Origin of the sequence: Paracoccus versutus, from assembly GCF_029909795.1 — a bacterium.
In the GTDB taxonomy this organism is placed as follows: domain Bacteria; phylum Pseudomonadota; class Alphaproteobacteria; order Rhodobacterales; family Rhodobacteraceae; genus Paracoccus; species Paracoccus versutus.
The window spans coordinates 384,118-410,308 of record NZ_CP038196.1 but is presented as its reverse complement, the minus strand read 5'-3'; the positions used below and the strand labels follow the sequence as shown (position 1 = coordinate 410,308).

Annotated in this window: 24 protein-coding genes and 2 pseudogenes; 19 read left to right on the top strand and 7 right to left on the bottom strand. The window is 63.3% G+C overall.

The features are described 5' to 3' along the window. Window positions 1–16 precede the first annotated feature (16 nt). The 3 genes from E3U25_RS01960 (at window position 17) to E3U25_RS01950 (ending at window position 3,425) form a co-directional block, all read left to right on the top strand. Window positions 17–1,012: an alpha-ketoacid dehydrogenase subunit beta gene (locus tag E3U25_RS01960; RefSeq protein ID WP_116221356.1), complete on the top strand. Its 996-nt coding sequence runs from the start codon at window positions 17–19 to the stop codon at window positions 1,010–1,012. Further along, window positions 1,012–2,346 carry an acetoin dehydrogenase dihydrolipoyllysine-residue acetyltransferase subunit gene (locus E3U25_RS01955; protein ID WP_116221357.1) on the top strand — a complete coding sequence of 445 codons (1,335 nt, stop codon included), beginning with the start codon at window positions 1,012–1,014 and terminating at the stop codon, window positions 2,344–2,346. Before E3U25_RS01960 ends, E3U25_RS01955 begins: the two co-directional genes overlap by 1 nt. 161 nt (window positions 2,347–2,507) lie before the next feature. Next, a complete protein-coding gene (locus tag E3U25_RS01950; RefSeq protein WP_166435438.1) occupies window positions 2,508–3,425 on the top strand; it encodes a LysR family transcriptional regulator in 918 nt (305 codons plus the stop codon). 23 nt (window positions 3,426–3,448) lie between these two features. Here the strand turns inward: E3U25_RS01950 and E3U25_RS01945 are convergent. Next, a pseudogene (locus E3U25_RS01945) lies at window positions 3,449–4,250 on the bottom strand (IS5 family transposase). 244 nt (window positions 4,251–4,494) lie between these two features. Between E3U25_RS01945 and trbB the strand changes: the two are divergent. From trbB to E3U25_RS01890, 11 genes are all read left to right on the top strand, one after another. Beyond that, the gene (trbB, locus tag E3U25_RS01940) at window positions 4,495–5,493 is read left to right on the top strand and encodes a P-type conjugative transfer ATPase TrbB (RefSeq protein ID WP_116221635.1); all 999 of its coding nucleotides are present in this window, start codon (window positions 4,495–4,497) and stop codon (window positions 5,491–5,493) included. Further along, a complete protein-coding gene (locus E3U25_RS01935; protein WP_116221634.1) occupies window positions 5,490–5,822 on the top strand; it encodes a TrbC/VirB2 family type IV secretion system protein in 333 nt (110 codons plus the stop codon). Before trbB ends, E3U25_RS01935 begins: the two co-directional genes overlap by 4 nt. A 109-nt stretch (window positions 5,823–5,931) precedes the next feature. Then, the gene (locus tag E3U25_RS01930) at window positions 5,932–6,225 is read left to right on the top strand and encodes a VirB3 family type IV secretion system protein (RefSeq protein ID WP_116221633.1); all 294 of its coding nucleotides are present in this window, start codon (window positions 5,932–5,934) and stop codon (window positions 6,223–6,225) included. A 12-nt stretch (window positions 6,226–6,237) separates the two neighbouring features. Beyond that, the gene (gene trbE / locus E3U25_RS01925) at window positions 6,238–8,823 is read left to right on the top strand and encodes a conjugal transfer protein TrbE (protein WP_116221632.1); all 2,586 of its coding nucleotides are present in this window, start codon (window positions 6,238–6,240) and stop codon (window positions 8,821–8,823) included. Beyond that, the gene (gene trbJ / locus E3U25_RS01920) at window positions 8,820–9,599 is read left to right on the top strand and encodes a P-type conjugative transfer protein TrbJ (protein WP_116221631.1); all 780 of its coding nucleotides are present in this window, start codon (window positions 8,820–8,822) and stop codon (window positions 9,597–9,599) included. Before trbE ends, trbJ begins: the two co-directional genes overlap by 4 nt. Window positions 9,600–9,619: 20 nt before the next feature. Beyond that, window positions 9,620–9,916, top strand: a complete 297-nt coding sequence (gene trbK-alt / locus E3U25_RS01915; protein WP_116221630.1) for a putative entry exclusion protein TrbK-alt — start codon at window positions 9,620–9,622, stop codon at window positions 9,914–9,916. A 6-nt stretch (window positions 9,917–9,922) separates the two neighbouring features. Further along, complete coding sequence (gene trbL / locus E3U25_RS01910) at window positions 9,923–11,266, top strand: P-type conjugative transfer protein TrbL (protein ID WP_116221629.1); 1,344 nt, start codon at window positions 9,923–9,925, stop codon at window positions 11,264–11,266. Next, window positions 11,263–11,952, top strand: coding sequence for a conjugal transfer protein TrbF (trbF, locus tag E3U25_RS01905; RefSeq protein ID WP_116221628.1), 690 nt, complete (start codon window positions 11,263–11,265; stop codon window positions 11,950–11,952). The genes trbL and trbF overlap by 4 nt, the downstream gene beginning before the upstream one ends. 32 nt (window positions 11,953–11,984) lie before the next feature. After that, entirely contained in the window at window positions 11,985–12,986 is a 1,002-nt protein-coding gene (gene trbG / locus E3U25_RS01900) for a P-type conjugative transfer protein TrbG (RefSeq protein WP_244295134.1), read from the top strand. Further along, the gene (locus tag E3U25_RS01895; RefSeq protein WP_116221626.1) at window positions 12,983–14,125 is read left to right on the top strand and encodes a TraB/TrbI/VirB10 family type IV secretion system protein; all 1,143 of its coding nucleotides are present in this window, start codon (window positions 12,983–12,985) and stop codon (window positions 14,123–14,125) included. The genes trbG and E3U25_RS01895 overlap by 4 nt, the downstream gene beginning before the upstream one ends. Before the next feature lie 2 nt (window positions 14,126–14,127). Then, the gene (locus tag E3U25_RS01890; protein WP_116221625.1) at window positions 14,128–14,364 is read left to right on the top strand and encodes a DUF2274 domain-containing protein; all 237 of its coding nucleotides are present in this window, start codon (window positions 14,128–14,130) and stop codon (window positions 14,362–14,364) included. A 36-nt stretch (window positions 14,365–14,400) separates the two neighbouring features. Here the strand turns inward: E3U25_RS01890 and E3U25_RS01885 are convergent, their stop codons facing one another. The 4 genes and pseudogenes from E3U25_RS01885 to E3U25_RS01870 all read right to left on the bottom strand — a co-directional run bounded on the left by E3U25_RS01885 (window position 14,401) and on the right by E3U25_RS01870 (window position 18,543). Then, the gene (locus E3U25_RS01885; RefSeq protein WP_116221774.1) at window positions 14,401–15,357 is read right to left on the bottom strand and encodes an aldo/keto reductase; all 957 of its coding nucleotides are present in this window, start codon (window positions 15,355–15,357) and stop codon (window positions 14,401–14,403) included. 689 nt (window positions 15,358–16,046) lie between these two features. Next, on the bottom strand, window positions 16,047–16,751 hold the full coding sequence (locus tag E3U25_RS01880; protein ID WP_147304498.1) for a hypothetical protein: 705 nt from the start codon (window positions 16,749–16,751) through the stop codon (window positions 16,047–16,049). A gap of 63 nt (window positions 16,752–16,814) precedes the next feature. Then, on the bottom strand, window positions 16,815–17,210 hold the full coding sequence (locus tag E3U25_RS01875) for a hypothetical protein (RefSeq protein ID WP_116221624.1): 396 nt from the start codon (window positions 17,208–17,210) through the stop codon (window positions 16,815–16,817). Next, window positions 17,207–18,543 (bottom strand): annotated as a pseudogene (locus tag E3U25_RS01870) (recombinase family protein). The gene E3U25_RS01875 and the pseudogene E3U25_RS01870 overlap by 4 nt, the downstream one beginning before the upstream one ends. Window positions 18,544–18,838: 295 nt before the next feature. On the opposite strand from E3U25_RS01870, the gene E3U25_RS01865 reads away from it, so the two are divergent. Genes E3U25_RS01865 through darG form a run of 3 tightly spaced genes read left to right on the top strand, consistent with a single transcriptional unit; the run spans window position 18,839 to window position 20,783 of the window. Then, complete coding sequence (locus E3U25_RS01865; RefSeq protein ID WP_116221623.1) at window positions 18,839–19,057, top strand: helix-turn-helix domain-containing protein; 219 nt, start codon at window positions 18,839–18,841, stop codon at window positions 19,055–19,057. A gap of 21 nt (window positions 19,058–19,078) precedes the next feature. Next, on the top strand, window positions 19,079–19,735 hold the full coding sequence (gene darT / locus E3U25_RS01860) for a type II toxin-antitoxin system toxin DNA ADP-ribosyl transferase DarT (RefSeq protein WP_116221622.1): 657 nt from the start codon (window positions 19,079–19,081) through the stop codon (window positions 19,733–19,735). A 13-nt stretch (window positions 19,736–19,748) separates the two neighbouring features. Next, window positions 19,749–20,783, top strand: coding sequence for a type II toxin-antitoxin system antitoxin DNA ADP-ribosyl glycohydrolase DarG (gene darG, locus E3U25_RS01855; RefSeq protein WP_116221773.1), 1,035 nt, complete (start codon window positions 19,749–19,751; stop codon window positions 20,781–20,783). A gap of 9 nt (window positions 20,784–20,792) precedes the next feature. Here darG and E3U25_RS01850 read toward each other — a convergent pair whose 3' ends face one another. Then, entirely contained in the window at window positions 20,793–21,557 is a 765-nt protein-coding gene (locus E3U25_RS01850; protein ID WP_116221621.1) for an HNH endonuclease, read from the bottom strand. Between the two features lie 13 nt (window positions 21,558–21,570). Further along, complete coding sequence (locus E3U25_RS01845) at window positions 21,571–23,547, bottom strand: chromosome segregation protein SMC (RefSeq protein ID WP_116221620.1); 1,977 nt, start codon at window positions 23,545–23,547, stop codon at window positions 21,571–21,573. 315 nt (window positions 23,548–23,862) lie between these two features. Here E3U25_RS01845 and istA point away from each other — a divergent pair, with 315 nt between their 5' ends. Both istA and istB read left to right on the top strand, forming a co-directional pair. Continuing rightward, window positions 23,863–25,359: an IS21-like element ISPve1 family transposase gene (istA, locus tag E3U25_RS01840; protein ID WP_116220988.1), complete on the top strand. Its 1,497-nt coding sequence runs from the start codon at window positions 23,863–23,865 to the stop codon at window positions 25,357–25,359. After that, a complete protein-coding gene (istB, locus tag E3U25_RS01835; RefSeq protein ID WP_116220987.1) occupies window positions 25,356–26,111 on the top strand; it encodes an IS21-like element ISPve1 family helper ATPase IstB in 756 nt (251 codons plus the stop codon). Before istA ends, istB begins: the two co-directional genes overlap by 4 nt. Window positions 26,112–26,191: the final 80 nt, after the last annotated feature.

Genomic DNA, 26,191 nt, shown 5'->3' with positions numbered 1-26,191 from the left:
TAACGGAAAAAATGACATGAGCGAGACCCGCGAACTTTCCTATTCCCAGGCCATCCAGGAAGCCATTGCCATCGCAATGGAGGCCGATCCCCGCGTCTTTCTAATGGGCGAAGATGTCGGCGTCTATGGCGGCGCCTTCCAGGTCACCGGCGATCTGGTGCATCGCTTCGGTGAGGACCGCATTATCGATACGCCGATTTCCGAACTTGGCGGTGCCGGAGTCGCCGTAGGCGCGGCTCTGACCGGCATGCGCCCGATCTTCGAGTTCCAGTTTTCCGATTTCGCGACGCTGGCGATGGAGCAGATCGTAAACCAAGCCGCCAAGCTGCGCTTCATGCTGGGCGGCGAGGTTTCGGTCCCGCTGGTGATGCGCTTTCCCAGCGGCTCGGGTACCGGCGCAGCGGCGCAACATTCGCAGAGCCTTGAGGCATGGCTGGGCCATGTGCCGGGACTGAAGGTCATCCAGCCTTCGACGCCGCATGACATCAAGGGGATGCTGCTCGCGGCCATTGAGGATCCCGATCCAGTGATGATCTTCGAGCACAAGCTGCTCTACAAGATGAAGGGCGAGGTTCCCGAGGGTCACTATACCGTACCCATCGGCAAGGCCGCTGTTCGGCGACAGGGTGCTCATGCGACCGTCGTTGCCACCTCGATCATGGTGCACAAGGCGCTGAGCGCCGCAGAGGAACTAGCCGCTGAAGGGATCGATCTGGAGGTCATTGACCTTCGCACCATTCGTCCGATGGATACGGCGACGATCATCGAAAGCGTTTGCAAGACCGGCCGATTGATTACGGTTTACGAGGGAGTCAAAACACTGGGCATTGGCGCGGAGATCTCCGCAGCCATCGCCGAAAGTGAGGCTTTCGACTATCTCGACGCACCGATCATGCGGCTGGGTGGGGCAGAATCGCCCATTCCTTACAATCCCGAACTCGAGAAAGCCGTCGTGCCCCAGATCCCTGACATCATTCGCGCCGCCCGCGCCCTGGTGAAAGGAGAGCTGTAATGCCGACCGAGGTCATCCTGCCCAAGGTCGACATGGATATGGCGACCGGACGCATTTCGCGCTGGCTCGTGGAAGACGGCGCGAGCGTGGAGAAGGGCGCAGCCCTGTTCGAGATCGAGACTGACAAGGCGGCGATGGAAATCGACTCGCCTGCCAGCGGGACGCTTCAGATCACAGAACCCGATACCGGCAAGGAAATCTCGGTGGGCGAGCCTGTGGCCTGGATCTATGCGGAGGGAGAGGCTCCAATCGAAAAGCCGGCTTCCTCCTCACACACTGCCGCTCGATCGGAAGCCGAGACACCGACGTCCGTTCCAAAGACCGAAGCTCCCCGGAAGCCCTTGGCGCCCTCCGCCGCAGACGGCTTGCGTGCAACGCCACTCGCTCGACGGCTTGCACGGGAAAACGGACTGGATCTCGCCACGGTGAATGGCAGCGGTCCGCGTGGTCGCATCCAGCGCGCCGACATTGAGGCAGCGCTGAACGCTCTTCCCGCCGCCCCTACGCCAGCGCCAATGCCGACTGCGGCTGCCCAACAGGCGAAACCTCAATGCAAGCCGCAACCTGCGCCGAAGGTGTCGTCGGGCCCTCTGAACGCTGTCTGGCTACGGCAGGGCACCGGAACGCCCGTCGTCTTGATCCACGGCTTCGGTGCCGAGCTAGACTCCTGGCGTCCGCTGCTGCCCGAGATACCGGCGGATCGCCCCATCTTTGCACTGGATTTGCCCGGTCATGGAAAATCGCTTGGCAGTGAGGTCGCGTCCTTCGACGATCTGGTAATCCAGGTCGAGGAAACCCTGGCCGAGAGCGGCATCGGTGCCGCTCACCTTGTCGGCCATTCCCTCGGTGGCGCGGTTGCAGCCTCCATCGCATCCGGCATCCGCATCGAAGCCGCAAGCTTGTTGTTGATCTCTCCTGCAGGTCTCGGCCCGGAAATCTCCTCGTTCGTCGAGAACTTCGCCCGGGCTACCCATCCCGGGGCGGTCGCGAGTTGGCTGCGCGAGCTTGTCCACGACCCCGCAACCCTTACGGACAGCTTCATCCGCACGGTCGCGCGTGGCCGCGAGGACGGGCGCTTGGCGGAGGCCCAGACACGCTTTGCTGCGGCAGTCTTTGGCGGAGGGGCGCAGGGTTTCTCGATCCGTTCCGCCTTGGCTCAACTCGGCTGTCAAGTGCGCATCATTTTCGGCATTGAAGACAGAGTAATTCCCTGGCGCCAAGCTTTCGGGTTGCCTGGTACGGTTGCCCTGCATCTGCTTCAACAGACCGGACACATGCCACAGCTCGAGCAACGGGAAACCGTCGGAAGAATATTACGGCAAATCTACGACTGAACCCTTTTTGACATCACGGCCCTGCGCATTCTCGGATGCGCAGGATCTTACCACCCTCATCGCCATTTAAGGTTAAATCTGTCCACCGAGCTTCTAAGAAAACAGCATTCCTACTAATCGCCTTTTGAACTCGGCGGGATTGACTAATGAATGGAGGCGTCATGCCAGACCTCGCCCTCGATCTCCGCTTTCTCCACTACGCGATCCTCGTCGCGCGTCTCGGAAGCTTCAGCGCGGTGGCGGAAAGCCTCGACCTTTCGCACACTACCGTGAACCGTCGCGTCAGCCTTCTGGAACGCAGGCTGGGTTTCCAGCTCTTCGAACGCGACGCGACGGGAGCCCATCTCACCCCAGCCGGGGCCAAGTTCGTAGAGGATGCCGAACGCGGCATGACCACGCTACTCCGGGCGGTCGACAGCGCCCGGAATTTCCAGAAAGGCGCCACAGGGGTTCTCCGCATCGGCGTCATGACCTCCCTGTCCGGCGGATTCCTTGCCGAATTGTTGAATGCGTTACATGCGAAATATCCTGAAGTCGAGTTCGAGATCAGCGAAATCACCTCGGAGACAGGCGTCACAGGAGTGCTCTGGGGCCATCTCGACGTGGCATTCCTTCCTCGGACGGAAGATATCGCCGGCTGCACGGTAATCGATCTCTGGCGAGAACGAGTCAATCTCGCCGTTCCCGAGGGGCATCATCTTTCAAACTCATCCAGGGTTACATGGGACGAGCTTCGTACTGAGTGTTTCCTCGTTCCGTGCGGCAACGCCGGCGCGGAACTGGATCAGCGCTATCTGGAACAACTGTCCAAGTCCGGTCCCTCTCCGAAGATATCCACCCACGACGTCGGGCGCGAAAATCTGCTCAGCCTTGTCGGCCATGGATGCGGTGTCGCATTGGTCCTGTCGTCTTCCATGCACAGCCAGCATGCCGGTGTCCGTTTCCTGCCGATCGGGGATCCACCCGAATTCGCCTCGTTCAGCGCTGTCTGCCTGAGCAAGAACCAAAGCATTCCGTTGAAGAACCTGATCGATCTGGCACAAGTGCGCGCCAAAACGGCCAGCGGTCCCAACAATTGACTCCTGAGCGCTACGGTCAGGACTCACAACCAATAGATTACGGTAGCAGCCAGCGCGCAGGCTGAGAGAAACAGGATGGGGCAGCGATCGTAGCGCGTGGCGATCCGCCTCCAATCCTTGAGGCGGGCGAACATGTTCTCGATCCTGTGGCGCTGGCGGTAGAGGTCCGCGTCGTACGGGATCGGGACCTTCCGTCCGATGCGTGAGGGTATGCAGGGCGAAATGCCCATCCTGATCAGCGCGTTGCGGAACCAGCCGGCATCATAGCCCCGGTCGGCAAGCAGTGCCCCGGCCCGAGGGATGGAGGACAGGAGCGCCTGCACCCCGATACAGTCCGAGGTCTGGCCGGCCGACAGGAACATGCGGATCGGGCGGCCCTTCGCGTCGGCCAGGACGTGCAACTTTGAGTTCAACCCACCCTTGGTCCTGCCGATCAGTCGCCCGCGCCCCCCCTTTTGAACCGCAAGGCTTGATGCGGTCCGGTGCGCCTTGGCGTGGGTTGCGTCGATCATCACGATCCCGGTTTCCTGGGCCTGGGCTGCCAGTTCGGTCATGATCGTGGCGAACACGCTCATGCGGCTCCACCGCTTCCAGCGATTGTAGAGCCTTTCAGGGGCTTACGCGGCCCCACCGGGGCCACGGTCCCCTTCAAGTCGGCGGGCCATACTCCTTGGGTGCGTGCTTCCACATCAACCCATTGCGTTGAATGAAGATTATGCCGCTCAGCACACGCCGGTCATCGACCCTCGGCTTACCGCGGGACTTCGGAAAGAACGGCCGCAGCCGTTCTAACTGTTCGTTGGTCAGCCAGAAAAGTTTGTCCATGATCCCTCCAGGTCGGGAGGATGAATCATGCCGCCCGCCTGCACTCAAGCAGATTTATGGGTCCTGACTGTAGTCTTCTGCTACTGAATAAGCGCTCCCAGCCTGCCATCCTTTTCCTTTCTTTTCCTGCGCCGCAGTACGCCGATCCGGTTTCCCTTGTTGCCAGCGCCGGTTTTCTGTCTCTTCTACTTGTCCCCGATCCAGGGCCGCCCGTCGCGGGTGACCGTAACGGAACGAGGACGAGATGGCGGCTGCTCACCAGAAACCTGAAGCGATCCGGCGCGGTGCCCGCATGCTCCGCACCGCGCTCGGACCTGCCATCGCCCGGTTTCTGGAAGATCCCGCCATTGTCGAGGTCATGCTCAACCCCGACGGGCGGCTCTGGATCGACCGGCTTTCCGAGGGGCCGAGCGACACGGGCGAGCGGCTCTCTCCCGCTGACGGCGAGAGGATCGTGCGCCTGGTGGCGCATCATGTCGGCACCGAGGTCCATGCCCGCAGCCCGCGTGTCTCGGCCGAATTGCCGGAGACCGGCGAGCGCTTTGAGGGCCTGCTGCCGCCGGTGGTTGCGGCCCCGGCCTTCGCCATCCGCAAGCCCGCCGTCGCCGTCTTCACGCTCGACGATTACGTCGAGACCGGGATCATGACCCGAATGCAGGCCGAGGCGCTGCGCCTCGCGGTTGCGACCCGCGCCAACATCCTCGTCGCCGGCGGCACCTCGACCGGCAAGACCACCCTGACCAATGCGCTGCTGGCCGAGGTGGCGAAGACGCAGGACCGGGTGGTGATCATCGAGGACACCCGCGAATTGCAATGCGCCGCGCCCAATCTGGTCGCCATGCGGACCAAGGACGGCGTCGCGACCCTGTCAGACCTGGTCCGGTCGTCCCTGCGCCTGCGCCCCGACCGCATCCCGATCGGTGAGGTGCGCGGCGCCGAGGCGCTGGATCTGCTCAAGGCCTGGGGCACTGGCCATCCCGGCGGCATCGGCACCATCCATGCCGGATCGGGGATCGGTGCGTTGCGACGTCTCGAACAGCTGATCCAGGAAGCCGTCGTCACCGTCCCGCGTGCCATGATCGCGGAAACCATCGACATCGTTGCCGTCCTGTCCGGGCGTGGTGACGCACGCCGGCTGGCTGAACTCACCCGCGTGGACGGGCTCGGCGCGGATGGGAACTACCGCATCGCCTCCGTCATTCCCGACACCGACACAACGCTCAGCACTGGAGAACCAGAATGATCCGTCATGCCTTGCGCATCCGTCATTACCTCACGATGGCGGCAACCGCTGCCTATGTCAGCCTTGTGCTGACGCCGGCCGCGCATGCCGCCGGTTCCTCAATGCCCTGGGAGGCGCCGCTGACCAGCATCCTGCAATCGGTCGAGGGGCCGGTCGCCCGCATCGTCGCGGTGATCATCATCATCGTCACCGGGCTGACCCTGGCCTTCGGCGATACCGGCGGCGGTTTCCGGCGGCTGATCCAGATCGTCTTCGGCATCTCCATCGCCTTCGCGGCCAGTTCCTTCTTCCTGTCCTTCTTCAGCTTCGGCGGTGGAGCGCTGGTTTGATGATGACGACTGGTGCGGCGAAGACGCACGCGAGGGTGAGCGCAATTAGTGATTGCTCCTCGGGGAGCAATCGTCTCGCGAACGGGGGGCGTCGCGAAGGAGGAACGCCATGAGCAGTAGCGAATGGCAAGGCTTCGAACAGCTTTCCGAAGTACCGGGCTTCTCGGTCCCGGTGCATCGCGCCCTGACCGAGCCGATCCTGCTCGGTGGGGCGCCGCGCGCCATCGCCATCTTGAACGGCACGCTGGCCGGAGCTGTGGGCCTCGGGCTGCAGCTCTGGCTGCCCGGCATCCTGATCTGGGCGGTCGGCCATCTGGCTGCTGTCTGGGCGGCGAAGCGCGATCCGCTCTTCGTCGAGGTCGGGCGGCGGCATCTGCGCCTGCCCGGCCATCTCGCGGTGTGATGGAGGCCTCCCATGATGAATCTCGCGGAATACCGTCGCACCGCCAGCCGCCTCGCCGACTTCCTGCCCTGGGCGGCGCTTGTCGCGCCCGGCGTGGTGCTGAACAAGGACGGCTCGTTCCAGCGCACCGCCCGCTTCCGAGGTCCCGATCTGGATTCCGCCGTCGCCGCCGAACTGGTCGCCGTCGCCAGTCGGCTCAACAACGCCTTCCGCCGTCTCGGTTCGGGCTGGGCGATCTTCGTCGAAGCGCAGCGCCAGGAGGATTCTTCCTACCCCGAAAGTCTGTTTCCCGATCCGGCCTCGGCCCTGCTCGACGCCGAGCGCAAGGCGGGCTTCGAAGAACAGGGCACGCATTTCATCTCCGCGTACTTCCTGACCTTCCTCTGGCTACCCCCGGCCGAAGAAGCCGCCCGCGCCGAAAGCTGGCTCTATGAGGGACGCGAGCAGTCGGGCGTCAATGCGCGCGATATCCTGCACGGCTTCATCGACCGCACCGACCGGGTGCTGGCGCTGCTCGATGGGTTCATGCCCGAATGCCGCTGGCTCGACGATCCCGGGACGCTGACCTACCTGCATTCCACCATTTCTACCAACCGGCAGCGGGTGCGCGTTCCCGAGGTGCCAATGCATCTCGACGCGCTGCTGGCCGATCAGCCGCTCACCGGCGGGCTGGAGCCACGCCTCGGCGAGCAGCATCTGCGGGTGCTGACCCTGAACGGATTCCCGACCGCGACCACGCCCGGCATTCTCGACGATCTGAACCGCATCGCCTTTCCCTATCGCTGGTCGACCCGCGCCATCCTGATCGACAAGCCTGACGCCGCCCGGTTGCTGACCAGGATCCGGCGGCAATGGTTTGCCAAGCGCAAGAGCATCGCCGCCATCCTCAAGGAGGTGATGACCAGCGAGCCTTCTGCCCTGGTCGATACCGATGCGGCGAACAAGGCCGCCGATGCCGATATGGCGCTGCAGGAACTCGGGGCCGATATCGCGGGCTTGGGTTATGTCACCGCGACGATCACCGTCTGGGACCAGGATGCCCGCGTCGCCGACGAAAAGCTGCGCCTGGTCGAGAAGCTGGTCCAGGGCCGGGATTTCACCGCCATGATCGAGACGGTCAATGCCGTCGATGCCTGGCTGGGTTCTCTGCCGGGACATGCCTATGCCAACGTCCGCCAGCCGCCCATCAGCACATTGAATCTCGCCCATGTGATCCCGCTTTCGGCGGTCTGGGCGGGAGAAGCGCGAGATACGCATTTCGACGCCCCGCCGCTGCTTTACGGACGTACCGAGGGGTCGACGCCGTTCCGCTTCTCGCTGCATGTCGGCGATGTCGGCCATACGCTGGTCGTCGGGCCGACCGGGGCAGGCAAGAGCGTGCTGCTGGCGCTGATGGCACTACAATTCCGGCGCTACGCAGGATCACAGGTCTTCGCCTTCGATTTCGGCGGCAGCATCCGCGCCGCCACGCTGGCCATGGGCGGCGATTGGCACGATCTCGGCGGGGAGCTGACCGAGGCTTCCGAACTGTCCGTTTCGCTGCAACCACTGGCCCGTATCCACGAGACGGCCGAGCGGGCTTGGGCGGCGGATTGGCTCGTAGCCATCCTCCGGCGCGAGGCCGTCGAAATCACGCCCGAAGTGAAAGAGTACATCTGGACGGCGCTGACGTCACTGGCCTCGGCGCCCGTCGGGGAACGCACCATCACCGGGTTTGCGGTGCTGCTGCAATCCAACGATCTGAAGCAGGCGCTACGCCCCTATTGCGTCGGCGGGCCCTATGGCAGATTGCTCGATGCCGAGAACGAGCATCTCGGATCGGCCGATGTCCAGGCCTTCGAGATCGAGGGGCTGGTCGGCACCGGCGCGGCCCCAGCGGTTCTGTCCTATCTGTTCCATCGCATCGGCGACCGGCTCGACGGACGACCGACGCTGCTGATCATCGACGAGGGCTGGCTGGCGCTGGACGACGACGCCTTCGCGGAACAGTTGCGAGAGTGGCTGAAGACCCTGCGGAAGAAGAACGCCTCGGTCGTCTTCGCCACGCAATCTCTCAGCGACATCGACAATTCCGCCATCGCCCCGGCGATCATCGAGTCCTGCCCGACCCGGCTGCTCTTGCCGAACGAGCGCGCCGTCGAGCCGCAGATCACCGCGATCTATCGCCGCTTCGGCCTCAACGACCGCCAGATCGAGATCCTCGCCCGGGCGACGCCCAAGCGGGACTATTACTGCCAGTCGCGGCGCGGCAACCGGCTGTTCGAACTGGGTCTCAGCGAAGTCGGCCTCGCCCTCTGCGCCGCCTCGTCCAAATCCGATCAGGCACTGATCTCGAATATCCTCGCCGAGCATGGCCGCGACGGCTTCCTCGCCGCCTGGCTCAAGGCGCGCGGCGTGGACTGGGCCGGAGAGCTGATTCCAGATCTGACAAATCTGGTGGCGGAGCACGCCAGCATCCCCGGACCTGAACCAACCAGTTCGGAAGCCCTGCCCGCTGACGCCGATATCCATGCCACCACCGCCACCGAACCAGACGATTCCGTTCCGGCTGAACCCGAACCCGGACCCACTGACGCCACAGAGGAGATTCTTCCATGACACGAACCCGCATGCACCGCGTCGCCGGCACCTCGCTGCTAGCGCTCACCCTTGCCGCCCCGCTGGCGCTGGCCCCGGTCCTGACGCCCCCGGCCCATGCCTTCTTCGGTGGGTTCGGGCGCATCGTCTACGACCCCACCAACCATGCCGAGAACCTGCTGACCGCGGCGCGGACGCTGGAGCAGATCAACAACCAGATCGCTTCGCTGCAGAACGAGGCGCAGATGCTGATCAACCAGGCCCGCAATCTCGAAAGCCTGCCGCATAGCTCGCTGCAGCAACTCCAGCAGAACGTCGGCCGCACCCGGCAGCTGCTCGACGAGGCCCGGAACATCGCTTTCGAGGTGCAAGAGGTCGATCAAGCGTTCGAGCGGGAATACGGCACGCCGGACCTGTCCATGTCGGAGCAGCAACTGCTGACCGATGCCCGCACCCGCTGGAGCAACACCATGGGCGGGCTGCAGGACGCCATGCGGGTTCAGGCCGGTGTCACCGGCAATATCGAGGCGCAGCGGGCCGAGATGGCGACGCTGGTCGAGCAGAGCCAGGCCGCCACCGGTGCATTGCAGGCCAGCCAGGCCGGCAACCAGCTTCTGGCCCTGCAATCGCAGCAACTGTCCGACCTGATCGCCGTCGTCTCGGCTAATGGCCGGGCCGAGGCCCTTTCCGAAGCCGAGCGCGCCACCGCTGCCGAGCAGGGCCGCATCCAGCGCGAACGCTTCCTCACCCCCGGCACCGGCTATCAGCCCGGCAACGCCCGGATGTTCAACAATTGACCGCCCGAGGAGGCGCAATCATGGGAGGCAAGGCGATGGCCCGGCTGATTGCCATTCTGTTCCTGGCGATCGTCATGACCGTGACCCTGATCCGTATGGAACGGAGTGGCGATCTGCCGCCGCTGCCCGGCCGGCAGGTTCAGCCGCAGGCCGAGGATTCCCTGCGAGAGGGCCAACGCCGCTGCCAGCAAATGGGCGAGGCCGCGGCGGAGGATGCCGAATGCCTAGCGATCTGGGCCGAGACCCGCGACCGTTTCCTCGGCCGGGCACCGGCGCAATCTACTCCCCGCCCTGCCACCTCCCCTGAAGCGGAGTGACGGCACATGGGCGGCTCCGGGGTCATCGACAATTTCCTGGCGGTGTTCACCAGCTATATCGACAGCGGGTTCGGTCTGCTGGGCGGCGAGGTGGCCTTCATCGCCACCACCCTGATCGTCATCGACGTGACGCTCGCCGCTCTGTTCTGGGCATGGGGCGCCGAGGACGACATCATCGCCCGCTTGGTCAAGAAGACGATCTTCGTCGGGGTCTTCGCCTGGCTCATCACCAACTGGAACAGCCTCGCCCGGATCGTCTTCGACAGTTTCGCCGGTCTCGGGCTGATGGCCTCCGGCACCGGCTTCTCTGCCGCCGATCTCATGCGGCCCGGCCGCGTCGCCCAGACCGGGCTCGATGCCGGGCGGCCGCTGCTGGAATCCATCTCCGACCTGATGGGCTGGGTCGCCGTCTTCGAGAACCTGATCCAGATCCTCTGCCTGTTCTTCGCCTGGGCCTTGGTGATATTGGCCTTCTTCATCCTCGCCGTGCAGCTTTTCGTCACGCTGATCGAGTTCAAGCTGACCACGCTGGCCGGCTTCGTGCTCATCCCCTTCGGATTGTTCGGAAAGACGGCGTTCATGGCCGAGCGGGTGCTGGGCAATGTCGTGTCCTCGGGCATCAAGGTGCTCGTGTTGGCGGTGATCATCGGCATCGGCTCGACGCTCTTCTCGCAATTCACCGTTGGTTTTGGCGGCGTCGCGCCGACCGTGGACGATGCGATGGCCATCGTGCTGGCGGCGTTGTCGCTGCTCGGCCTCGGCATCTTCGGCCCCGGCATCGCCACCGGCCTCGTCTCCGGCGGACCGCAGCTGGGTGCCGGCGCCGCCGTCGGCACCGGCCTCGCCATCGGCGGCGCGGCCATGGCCGCGGGCGGCGGCACCATGCTCGCGGCCCGTGCCGGCGGCATGGCGCTCTCGGGTGGGGCCGCCACCGTTCGCACCGGTGCGGCTGCGGCAGGCGCCGCCTCGACCGCCTACCGGCTCGGCGCCATGGGTCATTCCGGCGCCGGTGGTGTCGCCTCCGGCATGGGCGGCGTTGCCAGCGCCACCGGATCGGCGGCGATCTCGCCGCTGCGCCGGATGCTCGGCAAGGCCGCAGGCGGCATCAAATCCAGCTATGCCTCCGGCGCCAAGGGCAGTTTCGTGACCACCGGCGGCACTTCCACCATGGGCACCGCCACGACTAGATCAAACACCGATGCGGCAGACGGTGCACCCGCGTGGGCGCAAAAGATGCGTAAGGGGCAAGCGCTGAGCCGTGGCCTCTCGATCGCCGGCCATGCCATTCGCTCCGGCGACAATCATGCCGGCGGCGCTTCGATCAATCTTTCCGAAAGAACCCGCCGATGAACATTTTTCGACGCCCCGCCACCCATTACGGCAAGACGCCGGAACCCGAGACGCCCTATCAGAAAGCGGCACAGGTCTGGGACGAGCGCATCGGCTCCGCCCGGGTCCAGGCACGCAACTGGCGGCTGATGGCCTTCGCCTGCCTGTTCCTGGCCGCCTGCTTCGCGTCCGCCCTGGTCTGGCAATCGGCGCGCGGCACCGTGGTGCCCTGGGTTGTGCAGGTCGACGATCTCGGCCAGGCCCAGGCCGTCGCGCCCGCCTCTGCCGATTACCGGCCCAGCGATCCGCAGATTGCCTGGCATCTCGGCCGCTTTGTCGAGCAGGTGCGCAGCATCCCCGCCGATCCCATCGTCGTGCGGCAGAACTGGCTCCGGGCCTATGAGTTCACCACCGACCGTGGTGCCGCGGCCCTGAACGAATACGCCCGCACCAACGATCCCTTCACCAGGGTCGGCCGCCAGCAGATCGCCGTCGAGGTATCCTCGGTCATCCGCGCCTCGCCCGACAGCTTCCGCGTCGCCTGGACCGAGCGCCACTACGAGAACGGCCAACTGTCGGCCACCGAACGCTGGACCGCGATCCTGACCGTGGTGATCCAGACGCCGCGCAACGCCGAACGGCTGCGGGCCAATCCGCTCGGCATCTACGTCAATGCCGTCAACTGGTCCCGGGAGATGTCGCAATGACCACAATGCGCTTTGAACCACCAGCCCGCGACATGACGGGAACATCCTGCAAATCAGCAATCCTCCTGGCCCTGTTGCTTGTGGTAGCGGTTTCCGGCTGTGCCACGACCAGGACGCCGCAGTTCAGTTACGACGACGATGTCCCGCCCTTGCCCTCGCCTCCTGCCACCGCTCCGGCCGATCCCGTCCCGAAACCGCTGCATGTGCCGCCGGGCTGGACGCCAGCGCGCGGCGGCGGGGCGGCCGGAACGCCCGAGGGCCGGGTCACCAATGCCAATGCCGCCGCCCGAATCGAGCCCCGCCGCGAGGGCTATTACAACGCCATCCAAGTCTATCCCTGGTCCGAGGGTGCGCTCTATCAGGTCTATGCCGCACCGGGGCAGATCACCGATATCGCGCTGGAGCACGGCGAGGTGCTGAGCGGCGAGGGATCGATCGCCGCCGGCGACACCGCACGCTGGATCATCGGCGATACCGAAAGCGGCAGCGGTGCGTCCCGCCGGGTCCACGTCTTCGTCAAACCGACCCGCGAGGACATCTCGACCAATCTGGTGATCACCACCGACCGGCGGATCTACATGATCGAGTTGCGGGCGCGCGAGGCGCTCTACATGCCCTCCGTGGCCTGGACCTATCCGGCCCGGGTGGCGGGCAAGCGCCAGCCTGCGGTCGCCGCGCCGATCATCCCGGCGCCTGCCGCCCGCAATTATCGCTACGGCTTGCAGATCGAGGGCACCAGCCCGCCCTGGCGGCCGGTTTCCGTCTTCGACGACGGTCGCCGCACCTATGTCGTCTTCCCGCGCGGCATCGCTCAGGGCGAGATGCCGCCCCTCTTCGCCCTCGGCCCCGATGGCGAGGCGCAGATCGTCAACAGCCGCAGCCATGGTAATGTGCTGATCGTCGACCGCATCTTCGCCGCAGCGGAACTGCGCCTCGGCTCAGGCGAGCGCCAGCAGGTGGTGCGAATCCTGCGGGTGGAGCCGCGTCAGCTGAGATCCCGCCAGGTGCCGACCACCGGAGGGCAAAAGACATGACCGGCAAATCCTCCGACTCCGCCGCACCGATGCGCCTGCACGCCGAGCCGCCGAAGGTGACCCGGCTGTCGCGCAAGGCGCTCACGGCCTTCGGCCTGGTCGCCTCGCTGGCGATCGGCGGGGCATTGATCTATGCCCTACAGCCACGTGACCGCAACCAAGGTGGCGAGGAACTGTTTTCCACCGAGAACCGCGCCACTGCCGACGGGTTGGCGGACCTGCCCCGCGACTATAGTGGACCCGTCCTCGGCCCACCTTTACCGGGCGATCTCGGCAAACCCATTCTCGAGGCGCAGAACCGGGGCGAGCCCGTCATGTCCCCGGCGATCACACCGCCTGCCGCCGATCCCGATGGACAGCGCCGCCTCGCGGAGGAAGAAGCCGCGCGGGTCAGCCAGCTGTTCTTCGAGACATCGCAGCCCACAGGCGCTGCGCCGGTGGCTGGGCAACCTGGCATGGCGGGCATCGGCACAGGCGGTATGATCGATTCACCCACGTCTCAGACCCCGCAACAAGCGTTCCTGAACGCCGCGCCGGACCGCCAGCCGGTCTCGGCAGAGCGGATCATGACCCCGGCCTCGCCCTATCTGCTACAGGCTGGAGCTGTCATTCCCGCCGCCCTGATCACCGGCATTCGCTCCGACCTGCCCGGCCAGATCGTCGCCCAGGTCACCGAAAACGTCTATGACAGCCCCTCGGGACGCTACCTGCTGATCCCGCAGGGCACGCGGGTGATCGGCGAATACAGCGATGCGGTCGGCTTCGGCCAGCGCCGGGTGCTGCTGGTCTGGAACAGGCTGATCTTTCCAGACGGCCGTTCCCTGGTGCTGGGGCGCCTGCCGGGCGCCGATGCGCAGGGCTTTGCCGGGCTGGAGGATGGTGTCGACTATCACTGGGCGGAAATGGCCAAGGCCGCCGGCCTTTCGACCATTCTCGCCATCGGCACCGGGATCGGCAGCGAGGACGACGATCCCTTGGTCCGCGCAATCCGCGAAGGCGCCGGCGACACCATCGCCGATGCCGGACAGCAGATCGTCGAGCGCCAGTTGCAGGTCGCGCCGACCCTGACCATCCGGCAGGGATTTCCGGTCAGGATTCTCGTGACGAAGGATTTGGTCCTGGAACCGCGGGGAGGCTGATCATGGTGAAGCTGAAACTCGGCCCCATTGCCGACGACAAGCCGGTGAAGCTGACGGTGGAACTGCCGGCGGCGCTGTTCCGGAATCTTGTCGCCTATGGGCAGATTCTCGGGCAGGAATCCGGGGGACCGCCGGTCGTGCCCGCAAAGCTCGTCGTGCCGATGCTGGAGCGCTTCGTCAGCACCGATCGAGGGTTTGCAAAGGCGAAGCGCGCTCGCAAGGCTGATAATGCAGGCTGACTGGGTGAGGGGCCGGGATGCCCAACCCCTTCGCGATCATTCGCCCGCCTGCGTCAACGCCTGAAGCTGATCCTCGCTCAACGTCAGCGCGGCTGCCCTGGCGAAGCTTTCGACCTGCGCCACGCTCGTCGCGCTGGCGATCGGCGCGGTGACACCAGGTTGCGCCATCAGCCAGGCCAGCGCCACCTCGGCGGGCTTGGCGCCGTGGGCGCTGGCGACCTCGTCCAGTGCTGCCAGGATCGCCATGCCCTTCGGCGTCAGGTATTTCCCCACCCCGCCGCCGCGCGCCGATTTGCCAAGGTCGGCCTCCGAGCGGTATTTCCCCGACAGGAATCCCGAAGCGAGGCTGTAATAGGTGACGACGCCGATATCCTCGGACATGCACAGATCGCGCAGCGGCCCCTCGAACCCGTCGCGGTCATAGAGATTGTATCCCGGCTGAAGCACCTGATAGCCCGGCAGGCCGGCATTCTGGGCGGCCTTCAGCGAGTCCCCAAGCTGCACCGCATCGACATTGGACACGCCGACGGCGCGGATCTTCCCGGCCTGCCGCAGCTTGTCGAAAGCCCCCAGCGTCTCGTGATAGCTGGTGCCGAGCGGGTCGGGCCAATGCGCGAAGTAAAGGTCGATGGCTTCGATCCCCAGCCGCTTCAGCGACGCGTCGCAGGCGGGCAGGATATAAGCCTGGGTCAACCCGCCCTCATGCGGGCCGCCGGTGATCGAGCCGATCTTGGTGAAGATCGTCACCTTGTCGCGCATGCCGGGACGGGCCTTCAGCCAGTTGCCGATGATCGTCTCGGATTCGCCGCCCTTGTTGCCGGGCGCCCAGGCGGAATAGCAATCCGCCGTGTCTATGGCGTCGAAGCCATGGTCGACGAAAGCGTCCAGCACGGCAAAGCTCTGCGCCTCGTCGATGGTCCAGCCGAAGACATTGCCGCCGAAAACCAGCGGCATGATCTTCAGGCCGGTCCTGTCAAGATCGCGATGTTCCATGAGGGCCTCCATCCGGTGTCGGTTGCGGGACCAGTTCCAACACGTCGCCAAAGCGAGGGCAAGCGCCGCTGGCGCTGCTCGCCGGCGACGTGGTCTGTCCAAACGCTGGGAAATAGGCAGTTCCTCAGCGTCGCCGAAGACCAGATGGAGCGTGAAAACGCTAGGGGAGTCGGCCTAAGCCTTTGCTATATTTTAACTATCATTGAGTTATGACGGCGGTGGTTGCGGGGGCTCGCAACCTACGAGACCGACACTGCCTTGAAGCGGTGATTTAATATTCATTATTTCACGACACCCTTTCGGCGTACAGGTTCGAATCCCGTTTGGTCCGCCATTATCTTGTAGCGAACCCGAGATGATGCCCCGCCCGCGGGCCTTTTTGTTTTTGTTTCAAAGGGGTTTGCGTACGCCACCCGAACCTCGGAGACTGACGCCAGGTCCAATTTCCGTCTCTGAACGGCCATCCGTCTCTAACCGAGCGAACCTCGTCCGGCCCGGTTCGGTTTCGCGCACACCAACGTTTTCAGCAAGTTCCGCGCTCTGCGTGGGCGCACCTTTTGCAGCCGTTCTCGCGGTTGGCGTCGGTGTCAAGAGAACGCGAGGTAGGCGTTCTATGGCGAAGCGCACCGCAGCCCCAAGTGATCCATGAGGTTGTCATGCGTCGTGGAGCATCGGGATCGGTCGGCGGTTCACAGAGCAGCAATTGCTTGGGTGATGATGCCGACGTCCTCCCCTCGTGCGCTTCCATTGCTCATTTCGGTGAGAACGCCCGAAAGAACGACGGTGCCCTTGAGCAGGGCCAAGCTGTCTACCATAGGGCCACCGGAAAGTCCTCTGGGGGTCGGCGATACCGCTGAAACGCCCGTAGACGTATTGACGTTTCGGCGCTTGAGGTGCCGCAATCCTATCATGCCTGGCGCGGCGGGAGCGGCCACGTTCGTGTACACGCGTGGAGCGGGGCGCAGCGTATTCCCAGATCTCTTGAAATCTCGGCAGAGATAACCTCCCATCGAGATCATCGCGGAGCCAATGGGTACTGAATTCGGGGCATCCAAACACCGGTCCAGCGAGAACTCATCCATGAACATAACGGATAGATCCCGGCCCATTGGTTCAACGAGTGTTCGAGCACCGTCACCCACGTAAACCCAACGGCCATTTATGTGCACGGCTTTCTCGGCCGGATCGTCGTTGAACCCATGACCTCGCAAAACGTGCTTTGCGGTGATCAAGACCGGCCTTGATTGATGCTTTACCAGAAATCCCGTACCGACCTGAACTGGCGTATCTGGCCTCGACCCATGGGACGCATAAATTGCGATGGTGCTGGGCTGAACGAGTCTTTGAAAATTTGCTGCAATCTCAGCAGTCAGTATACGCGCGACGCTACTCATTTGCGATCCGCTGGCCCCCAATGTCATCATGAAAGCCGAGCAGATGTCGGCGCTTAAACGAGTCTACGTTTCGGACAACTCGAACACCATATCCATCTGCTCCGCCCACGGCTGGTCGGCGACAGCGACAAGGTCGTTCAGCGACAGCGCCGGTGGCACGCGCCTGATAACGAGGTGTTCGAGCACCTCCGGCGACAGATAGGCGAGTCGCATCATTCGGCTCACGAACCGGTCGGAGACCTTCTCCGCTGCGGCCATGTCCTGGATGGTGGAGGCGGTGCCGGTTTCCAGCTGCCGCCGCCAGCTCCATGCGCGGGCGATGGCGCGCAGCACATGCGGATCCTGCGCCCGGCCGTTTCGCTGGTCCATATCGTCGGGCGGCAGGATCTTCGGCCGCCCGTTGCGCTTGCGGATCGTCAGCGGAATGAAGACGCGGATGGTTTCCGAGGAGGCGGTCATGCGCAGGCCTCCGTTTGGCGGGGGGCCATCATGTCCCGCAGGACCGAGCCCAATCCCTCATAGCGCAGATCGACGGCAATACCGTCTTCGCCGACGGTCACCCGCTCGACCAGGAGCTGGACGATGCGGGTCTGCTCTGCTGGATAGAGCGCCGCCCATAGCTGATCGAACTCGCCGAGCGCCGTGACGACCGCCTTCTCTTCGACGGTCGGGTTCTCCTCTCGAAGGGCCTTGATCGTTCGGGCCGCGATCTCGGGTGCGCGGATCATGCGGCGGATTTCGCCGACCACGGCGTCCTCGACCATGCCTGCGGGCAAGCGCAGCGGGCCCGAGGCGTCGCCGGTCGGCCGGTTTCGGATTAGGTCCATCGACGCGTAGTAGCGGTAGAGGCGCGTGCCCTTCTTCGTCGCGGTCGGCGTCATCGCCGTGCCCGTCTCAGTGAAGATGATCCCCTTCAGCAGGGCCGGCGTCTGGCGGCGGTGTTCTTCGCCCGCAGGCGCGGGCTCTCCTGCAGGATGCTATGCACCTTGTCCCAAAGGGTCTGATCGATGATGGCCTCCTGCTCGCCCGGATAGGCCGTGCCCTTGTGCACGGCTTCACCGGGGTAGACCCGGTTGTTGATCAGTTTGTACAGGGTTCCCTTGTCGATCGGCTTGCCGCGCTTGTTCAGCACGCCTTCGGCCGCGAGCGCTTTCGCCAGCGTCGTGGCGGAGCCGATGGCGACGAACCTCTCGAAGATCATCCGGACCGTCGCGGCCTCGGCCTCGTTGACCACCAGCTTGCGGTCACGCACGTCGTAGCCCAGCGGGACGTGACCGCCCATCCACATGCCGCGCTTGCGGGATGCCGCGACCTTGTCGCGGATGCGCTCGCCGATCACCTCCCGCTCGAACTGCGCGAAGCTCAGGAGGATGTTCAGGGTCAAGCGGCCCATCGAGTTCGTGGTGTTGAACGACTGCGTGACCGAAACGAAGGTCACCTGATTGCGGTCGAAGATCTCGACCAGCTTGGCGAAATCCATCAGCGAGCGCGACAGCCGGTCGATCTTGTAGACCACGATCACATCGATCAGACCGGCCTCGACGTCCTGAATGAGACGCTTCAGGCCGGGCCGTTCCAGCGTGCCACCGGAGAAGCCGCCATCGTCGTAGCGTTCGCGAATGGTGGCCCAGCCTTCCGCTTTCTGGCTCGTCACGAAGGCCTCGCAAGCCTCGCGCTGGGCGTCGAGGCTGTTGAACTCCATGTCGAGTCCTTCCTCGCTCGACTTGCGGGTGTAGATGGCGCAGCGCAGGCGGCGCGGAACGACCGCGACGGCTTCCTGAGGACGGCTCATCGGTCGTCCCTCCGCGCCTCGCGGAGGCCGAAGAAGCGATAGCCGCGAGTTCCAGGCGCGCGCAGCCGACGAGCTCGATCTGCTGCCAGAGGGGTCGGCTCTCGCCGAAATGCTCGCCGATTACAGCGTCATGCGGGATCAGGCTCGGGCGTGTCGTTGACTCGGCATTAAGACAGGTCGAATGCGCTGCCTGGCGAGAAAGAACTTTAGGGGAATACGGGGTCGTGCTATACGAGTTTCATCGACTCTTGCCGAGTCAAGCCGATACACACAGGCCAACGGGGATGGCTGCGGGATGACTGAACCATGGGTTTCCGTTGATCAAGTGGCCGCCCACCTGGGGGTCGCGAAGGACACGGTGTACCGCTGGATCGAGGCTAAGAGCTTGCCCGCTCAGCGTGTTGGGCGGCTATGGAAGTTTAAGCTGAGCGATGTTGATCGCTGGGTCATGGATGGGATGGCAGCGGAAGATGCAGCCTCTCTCTCCAATAAATCGACGAGCAAAGATGAGTGATGTGAGACTGGCTGACTGACAATGCCGATCCCTGAGCGCCCCAAGATCTACCACATCGTTCATCATGATCGAATTCCTTCGATCTTGTTAGACGGCTTTCTTTGGTCGGACGCTCAGATGAACCAGCGACAGGGAACTGGCACTACCATCGGCATGAGCAACATCAAAGCTCGTCGCCTTAATGAGCTTCGCCTCTCATGTCACCCAGACTTATATGTAGGCCAATGTACACCATTTTACTTTTGCCCAAGATCAGTGATGCTTTATTTGATTTTTCGTCGTAATGACGAGCTGTCTTATAAGGGTGGTCAGGAGCCGATTGTCCATCTTGAGGCTGATCTTGAAGCCGCGGTCGCGTGGGCAAACGCCCATAACAAGCGTTGGGCATTTACGCTGTCCAATGCGGGCGCCTATTATTTTGAGGACCGCTCGGATATCGCCGCCCTTGGCGAGATCAACTGGGATGCTGTCCAAGCTCGCCAGTGGTCTGGCAACGGGGTTTCTCGATCAGTCAAAGAAGGCAAACAAGCCGAGTTTCTCGTCGAAGAGGCATTTCCTTGGCACCTGGTCGAAAGGATCGGCGTTCACTCACAGGGGATCGCTCAGCGGGTCTACGCTGCCATGAACGGGGCCGGCCACCGGCCGAGCGTCGAAATCCGAAGAGAATGGTATTACTGAGGGGAGGATGACCATGATCAGATATACGACAGGAGACATCTTGAGGGCGGACGCAGAAGCGATCGTCAACACGGTGAACTGTGTCGGCATCATGGGCCGTGGCATCGCCCTCCAGTTCAAGAATGCATTCCCGGTCAACTTCAAGGCATACGAAGCGGCCTGCAAGCGCGACGAAGTTCAGCCGGGGAAGATGTTCGTCTTCGAGACGGGCACCTTCACGAATCCCAAGTACATCATCAATTTCCCGACGAAGCGGCATTGGCGCGGGAAAAGTCGGATGGAGGACATCGATTCCGGGCTTGTCGCCCTTGCCGAAGAGATTCGGCGGCGTGGCATCCGATCGATCGCCATCCCGCCGCTTGGGAGCGGCCTTGGTGGCCTAAACTGGGGGGATGTACGTCCCCGGATCGAAGCAGCGCTGCGCGACCTATCGGACTTGGACGTCATTGTCTTTGAGCCCAACAATGCGCCGGTCACGACCAAGTCGCGGGAAGTTCCGGCCATGAGCCCCGGACGAGCCGCACTGGTGGTTCTGATGAACCGCTACCTTGGCGGGCTAATGGACCCGTTCGTGACGCTCCTTGAAGTGCATAAGCTCATGTATTTCATGCAGGAGGCAGGTGAGCCACTCCGCCTCAAGTATGCGAAGGCGCCATATGGTCCCTATGCCGAGAACCTGCGACACGTCCTTCGCGCGGTCGAAGGACACCTTGTGTCGGGATACGCCGATGGTGGTGATGCGCCCGACAAGCAGCTCGAACTGGTCCCCGGTGCGGTGAAGGACGCGGAGTCCTTCTTGTCGGATAAGCAAGATACAGCCGCTCGCTTTGATCGTGTGGCGGAGCTTGTAGAGGGGTTTGAGACGCCGTTCGGCCTGGAACTCCTCGCAACCGTGCACTGGGTGACGACTCGCGAGAACGCTGCTAGCGCGGAAGATGCGATGGCCAAGGTTTATGCGTGGAACGAGCGGAAGAAGCGGTTTTCGCCGCGCCAGATCGGCATCGCCCTTCAGACCTTGCAGAACAAGGGGTGGCTCGCGAGCGCCTGAACCGTTGTCCTACGCTCCTGCTTGACTGACGAAGAGATTGGTACGGTGCCAGGTCAGGCGCTTCCGATGTTTGTCGGTCAACGGGATCGGATCCTGCCAGCGCAATTCGGCGCGAGCGCTGTCGCTCAAGGAAGGTGAGAATTGCGGCTGGCCTTCGTCATCGAACGTCACCAGCCCTCGATCGAAGGCAGCATCCCATAAGGCCGAGAGCAGAAGGCCGTTGTGAACGTCCAAGCGCTCGGCGTCGCTCGTGCAATCCTTCCACGGCACGATGTGCGACGCGCGCAGCAGCGCCGTATCGGTGATGCCGGTCAGCGGGCATTGGCCCTGCCAATAGTCGATCAGGCCCGAGCGGAAGATGTCCTGACCAATTCGCTGGACGATGAGACGTTCGGCCTCGGTCGTCTTCGGCAGGTTCTTGACCTTCGTCTTGAACTCCTGAAGCGGCGCATCAGGAAGGCTTGCCGCCAGCTGGTAGATGCGCGGCAACACCGTATAGACTTGTCCCAGCGTCTCGCAGGCGTAGCGGGCAAGACCTGGTCCCAGCATGTCAACGACGGGTATATCGAGCTCTTCAACAACGCCCGCATGATCGAGGGCGAGAAACCACGGGCCCTGTGCGCCTGCCGCGGCGAGATGGATCGTACCGGGCACCGTGGTCGAGCTGAAGCCCGCCCAGCCCCCGCATTCGCCCAGCTTGCGGCGGAAGCCATTCTGGAACGCGACCTTGTCGCATTCCTGGCGGATGATGAAGGGCTGCGGCGCTTCGATCATTGCATATTGATCCTCATAGGTCGCAGCCCAACAACCGCTCGCGGCCAGGCGCGCCGCGCAAAACCGCACGCCGCCAAGGCTCTTTGTTGATATCCTGCGGCGGCCTTGTTGTCGTTGTGATCAAATACTGAAAAGTACCACCCGCCAAATCTTCTTCGAGTGCCCGCAAAAGCCGGAAATGCTCATCATAGATCGTTTGCCCCAAATCGGCCTCGCGCGGACTATCGTGGATCAGAAACGCGGGGATGCGCGTTCGGCCTTCAATACTCAGGCAAAGACAAGCCAGATCGAAGGCGAGCACTTTTAAAGACTGAATGGCGGCTGTTCGCCTGTCGCCCCCAGCCTCAACACCAATCTCAAGACCTTTGCCGGTCAGACGCACGATACCCTTGGCGTCCTCACCGAGCAGGCGCTGAATGACCGCTGAAAATTTCTGCGATATAGCACCTATAGCCTTTGCCTGCTTATCCTCGAATCCTCGAAGTTGTTCGCGGACGCGTTGCAAATCCTCTTCCAGTTTTCTGATCGCGGATTCGGCACGCGCCAGCTCATCGACAAGTTCTGTGGAACGCTGAACATCTTCAACATTTCGGGTAGCTGTGCGCCAGCTTGTGCTTCGAGCGTCAGCAGCCTTCTCAAGGCGATCCACGCGCTCTTCCGCTTGCTGCGCCTTCTGGCTGGCCAGTGCGATTTTGGGCGTTAGGGCAGCAATTTCAGCCTTAATGCTAGCTATCGTTTGTCGCTGGGCCTCAATTTCCTGACGTTTCGCTTCCCATCGCGCGCGACACTGGGCTTGATCAGGCAGTTTGTGGGACAGATTGCAGCCATCCGCCAGCGCTGTGTCGATTGGCACCTCGCAGATGGGACAGACCGGACTAGCCGCGGATTGAGCGGCTGCCGAAAGCCCCGGAATTTCACTGCTCATCTGTGTGAGTAGCTTTTCTTCGAGAGGCAATTTCGCATCGAGTTCAGCGGCCTTCAGTTCAGTGTCGCGCAATGCAATGCGCGCATTTTGAGAGGTACGCCTCGCTTCATCGAGTTCGGCGCTAACTCCTGATGGAAGTTTTGCCGCCGCTGCGAGTTTCTCCTCCGCGACCGACTTCAGGGTCTCCAGAAGAAGAGGCGTGTCCGGCAATGATGCATCGCCAAGACCGAGATCGCGAACGAGGCGTTCCAGGCGCCGCCCTTGATCCCATTCGAGAAAAGACCTTTGCCGTTTTGCTTGATCGAGTTGGCTTGCAAGGTCCTGTTCCTGGCGCCGTGCGGCTTGCTCTTCTTCCGTAATAGCGTTCAGAAACGCCCGCATCGCAAGCAAACGAGGCCCCTTGGCGTCACCACTTCCGGGTTGTGGCGTATCCGATCCTGATGCCGACGAGCGCCAGTCGAGGACGTCGTCAAAACGGCATTCCTGATCGCGCGCCGCCCACGCGAGAGCAACCGGCCAGGCCCGCTGACCAACCGAAAGTCGCGCCAACTGGGAGGTCCCTTCGCCAAGGATCGTGGCCTCGATGGCGTCGATGAGCGGCTCTATGCCGGTCGCCGTTCCCTCCATCTTCGCAACAATATCGAGGTTGCCGTTCACAATAGCGAAGTGCTTGCGGGCAATGCCGAGCGGCCTCGTTACCGCCCAGCACACTCCGTCAAGCATCACTTCAGCACCGACGACGCCGTTCAGAAATGTCGTGGAGATGGCATCGCGCTGGAGCTCATCGGCGAAGCGGGGCTCGCCGAGGCAATACCGCAGCAAACGGCAGAACAGCGTCTTCCCGCTGCCATGGCCGATTGCACGTCCGCCCCCTTCCGGATCGTCATCTCCGTCAGGCGACCAGATGATGTTGAGCCCGGGCCGCAACTCGATGTCTCGAATGATCTCGCCGCCCGGTTCTTTCCAGATTTTCAGCCGTCGCACCCAAAGCCTCGGCTCCGTGAGGTTTTTCGGAACCTCAACGCTCAGTGGCTGAACCGGAAAGAGATCATCCTGCTGCGACATTTGCGATCCAGTCCCGAATCTCGCCGGGAGCAGCCTTCATGGTTGCGTCGATGTCCAGGTTTCGCAGCGCGTCGATGACAAACCTTGCGCGCCCTTCTGGCCAGCCCGCCGTCTCAAAGGCTTCCAGACCTGTGCCTGGCGCCCAGGTTCCCTCTGCAAGGTCCTCGATCAGTCGACCGTTGCCACGATGGTTTGTGAGAATGGCGGTGCGAAATTAGTCCACGTTAGCGGCGGCATGGTGCTGCTGCGGGCGGCGTAAAAGTCGTCCACCTTTTCCCTTTCTGCGGCTGCAGGGAGGATGGGAGGATCTACAGCGTGGAACTCTATCTCAAGGTTCGTCAGGCCTGTGCTGCTGGTATGAGCCAGCGTCAGGCGGCGACGACATTCAACATATCGCGCGACACGGTCGCAAAGATGATGACGTTCTCGGTTCCTCCGGGCTACCGGCGGACGGCCGAGGTCAGGCGCCCGAAGCTCGATCCGTTCATCCCGATCATCGAGGGTTGGCTGGAGGCGGACCGGACCATGCCGCGCAAGCAGCGGCATACGGCGAAGCGTGTGTTTGACCGTCTGCGCGAAGAATGCGGTTTCACCGGCGGCTACACGATCATCAAGGATTATATCCGGGAACGTGAGCGGCGGGGCCAGGAGGTGTTCGTGCCGCTGGCGCATCCCCCAGGACACGCGCAGGCCGACTTCGGCGAGGCAATGGTTCGGATCGGAGGTGTCGAACAGAAGGCGCATTTCTTCGTGCTGGACTTGCCGCATAGCGACGCCTGCTACGTCCGTGCCTATCCGGCGGCGGTTGCCGAGGCCTGGGTGGACGGTCATGTCCATGCCTTTGCCTTTTTTGGGGCGGTTCCGCAGTCGATCGTCTACGACAATGACCGCTGCCTGGTGGCGAAGATCCTGCCGGATGGCACCCGCAAGCGGGCGGCGCTGTTCAGCGGGTTTCTGTCGCATTACCTGATCCGGGATCGCTATGGCCGCCCTGGCAAGGGGAACGACAAAGGCAATGTCGAAGGCCTGGTGGGCTATTGCCGCCGCAACTTCATGGTGCCGATGCCTGAGTTCGCCAGTTGGGAAGAATTCAACCTCTGGCTGGAGGAGCGCTGCAAGCGGCGTCAGCACGATGTCCTTCGCGGCGAGAGCGAAACGATCGGCGAGCGACTGCAGCGCGATCTCGCCGCGATGCGCCCGCTCCCGGCGGCGCCCTTTGATGCCTGCGATCAGGCGACCGGCCGCGTGTCGTCGCAATCGCTGGTGCGCTACAAGACCAACGATTACTCGGTGCCCGTCGCCTACGGCCATCAGGATGTCTGGATCCGGGGCTATATCCATGAGGTGGTGATCGGCTGCCGGGGCGAAGTGATCGCCCGCCATCCCCGGTGCTGGGATCGCGACGAGATCGTCTTCGACCCGCTCCATTACCTTCCGCTGATCGAGCAGAAGATCAATGCGTTGGATCAGGCGGCACCATTGCAGGACTGGGACCTGCCAGAGGAGTTCGCCACCCTGCGCCGGCTGATGGAGGCACGGATGAACCGGCACGGCCGACGCGAATATGTCCAGGTCCTGCGGCTTCTGGAAACCTTCGATCTGGCCGATCTGCATGCGGCCGTGAGGCAGGCGCTGCAGATGGGGGCGATCGGCTTCGATGCGGTGAAGCATCTCTTGTTGTGCCGGGTGGAGCGCCGGCCACCCCGGCTGGATCTGGACTGCTATCCCTACCTGCCCAGGGCAACGGTCGAGAAGACCGAGGCCCGCTCCTACATGCGGCTGCTGTCTGTCAATGCGGAGGGCGTGGCATGAGCGACGCCCCGGAAATCCTGCTTGCCCATCACCTCAAGGCGCTGAAACTGCCGACCTTCCTGCGAGAACACCAGAAACTGGCCCGGCAATGTGCGGCGGAAGGCGTGGACCATGTCCGATATCTCGCCCGGCTCGTCGAACTGGAACTGATCGACCGGGAACGGCGGATGGTCGAGCGGCGCATCAAGGCCGCCAGGTTCCCGGCCGTCAAAAGCCTGGACAGCTTCGACTTCACGGCCATCCCGAAGCTCAACAAGATGCAGGTGCTGGAACTGGCCCGGTGCGAATGGATCGAGCGGCGCGAGAACATTATTGCTCTCGGCCCCAGTGGCACGGGCAAGACGCACATCTCGCTCGGCCTTGGTCTGGCCGCCTGCCAGAAGGGCCTGTCCGTCGGCTTCACCACCGCCGCGGCCCTGGTCAGCGAGATGATGGAGGCCCGCGACGAGCGCCGCCTGCTGCGCTTCCAGAAGCAGATGGCAGGATACAAGCTGCTCATCATCGATGAACTCGGCTTCGTGCCGCTGTCGAAGACCGGCGCCGAGCTGCTGTTCGAACTGATCTCGCAACGCTACGAGCGCGGATCGACCCTGATCACCAGCAATCTGCCTTTTGACGAATGGACCGAGACATTCGGCTCCGAACGCCTCACCGGCGCGCTTCTCGACAGGCTGACCCACCACGTCAGCATTCTCGAAATGAATGGCCAGAGCTATCGTCTCGCCCAAAGCCGCGCCCGAAAGGCCGGCTGACCCCTTTCAAAAAATACCAACGGCACAAGCACGGAACTCTGGTCGGGCTACGCCCTCCCGACGTTCCGTGCTTGTGCCGC

What these genes read in the sequence shown, in the direction of transcription:
- E3U25_RS01960 (WP_116221356.1), top strand. Translation starts at nt 17, where the DNA reads ATGAGCGAGACCCGCGAACTTTCCTATTCCCAGGCCATCCAGGAAGCC.
- E3U25_RS01955 (WP_116221357.1), top strand. Translation starts at nt 1,012, where the DNA reads ATGCCGACCGAGGTCATCCTGCCCAAGGTCGACATGGATATGGCGACC.
- E3U25_RS01950 (WP_166435438.1), top strand. Translation starts at nt 2,508, where the DNA reads ATGCCAGACCTCGCCCTCGATCTCCGCTTTCTCCACTACGCGATCCTC.
- trbB (WP_116221635.1), top strand. Translation starts at nt 4,495, where the DNA reads ATGGCGGCTGCTCACCAGAAACCTGAAGCGATCCGGCGCGGTGCCCGC.
- E3U25_RS01935 (WP_116221634.1), top strand. Translation starts at nt 5,490, where the DNA reads ATGATCCGTCATGCCTTGCGCATCCGTCATTACCTCACGATGGCGGCA.
- E3U25_RS01930 (WP_116221633.1), top strand. Translation starts at nt 5,932, where the DNA reads ATGAGCAGTAGCGAATGGCAAGGCTTCGAACAGCTTTCCGAAGTACCG.
- trbE (WP_116221632.1), top strand. Translation starts at nt 6,238, where the DNA reads ATGATGAATCTCGCGGAATACCGTCGCACCGCCAGCCGCCTCGCCGAC.
- trbJ (WP_116221631.1), top strand. Translation starts at nt 8,820, where the DNA reads ATGACACGAACCCGCATGCACCGCGTCGCCGGCACCTCGCTGCTAGCG.
- trbK-alt (WP_116221630.1), top strand. Translation starts at nt 9,620, where the DNA reads ATGGGAGGCAAGGCGATGGCCCGGCTGATTGCCATTCTGTTCCTGGCG.
- trbL (WP_116221629.1), top strand. Translation starts at nt 9,923, where the DNA reads ATGGGCGGCTCCGGGGTCATCGACAATTTCCTGGCGGTGTTCACCAGC.
- trbF (WP_116221628.1), top strand. Translation starts at nt 11,263, where the DNA reads ATGAACATTTTTCGACGCCCCGCCACCCATTACGGCAAGACGCCGGAA.
- trbG (WP_244295134.1), top strand. Translation starts at nt 11,985, where the DNA reads ATGACGGGAACATCCTGCAAATCAGCAATCCTCCTGGCCCTGTTGCTT.
- E3U25_RS01895 (WP_116221626.1), top strand. Translation starts at nt 12,983, where the DNA reads ATGACCGGCAAATCCTCCGACTCCGCCGCACCGATGCGCCTGCACGCC.
- E3U25_RS01890 (WP_116221625.1), top strand. Translation starts at nt 14,128, where the DNA reads ATGGTGAAGCTGAAACTCGGCCCCATTGCCGACGACAAGCCGGTGAAG.
- E3U25_RS01885 (WP_116221774.1), bottom strand. Translation starts at nt 15,357, where the DNA reads ATGGAACATCGCGATCTTGACAGGACCGGCCTGAAGATCATGCCGCTG.
- E3U25_RS01880 (WP_147304498.1), bottom strand. Translation starts at nt 16,751, where the DNA reads ATGAGTAGCGTCGCGCGTATACTGACTGCTGAGATTGCAGCAAATTTT.
- E3U25_RS01875 (WP_116221624.1), bottom strand. Translation starts at nt 17,210, where the DNA reads ATGACCGCCTCCTCGGAAACCATCCGCGTCTTCATTCCGCTGACGATC.
- E3U25_RS01865 (WP_116221623.1), top strand. Translation starts at nt 18,839, where the DNA reads ATGACTGAACCATGGGTTTCCGTTGATCAAGTGGCCGCCCACCTGGGG.
- darT (WP_116221622.1), top strand. Translation starts at nt 19,079, where the DNA reads ATGCCGATCCCTGAGCGCCCCAAGATCTACCACATCGTTCATCATGAT.
- darG (WP_116221773.1), top strand. Translation starts at nt 19,749, where the DNA reads ATGATCAGATATACGACAGGAGACATCTTGAGGGCGGACGCAGAAGCG.
- E3U25_RS01850 (WP_116221621.1), bottom strand. Translation starts at nt 21,557, where the DNA reads ATGATCGAAGCGCCGCAGCCCTTCATCATCCGCCAGGAATGCGACAAG.
- E3U25_RS01845 (WP_116221620.1), bottom strand. Translation starts at nt 23,547, where the DNA reads ATGTCGCAGCAGGATGATCTCTTTCCGGTTCAGCCACTGAGCGTTGAG.
- istB (WP_116220987.1), top strand. Translation starts at nt 25,356, where the DNA reads ATGAGCGACGCCCCGGAAATCCTGCTTGCCCATCACCTCAAGGCGCTG.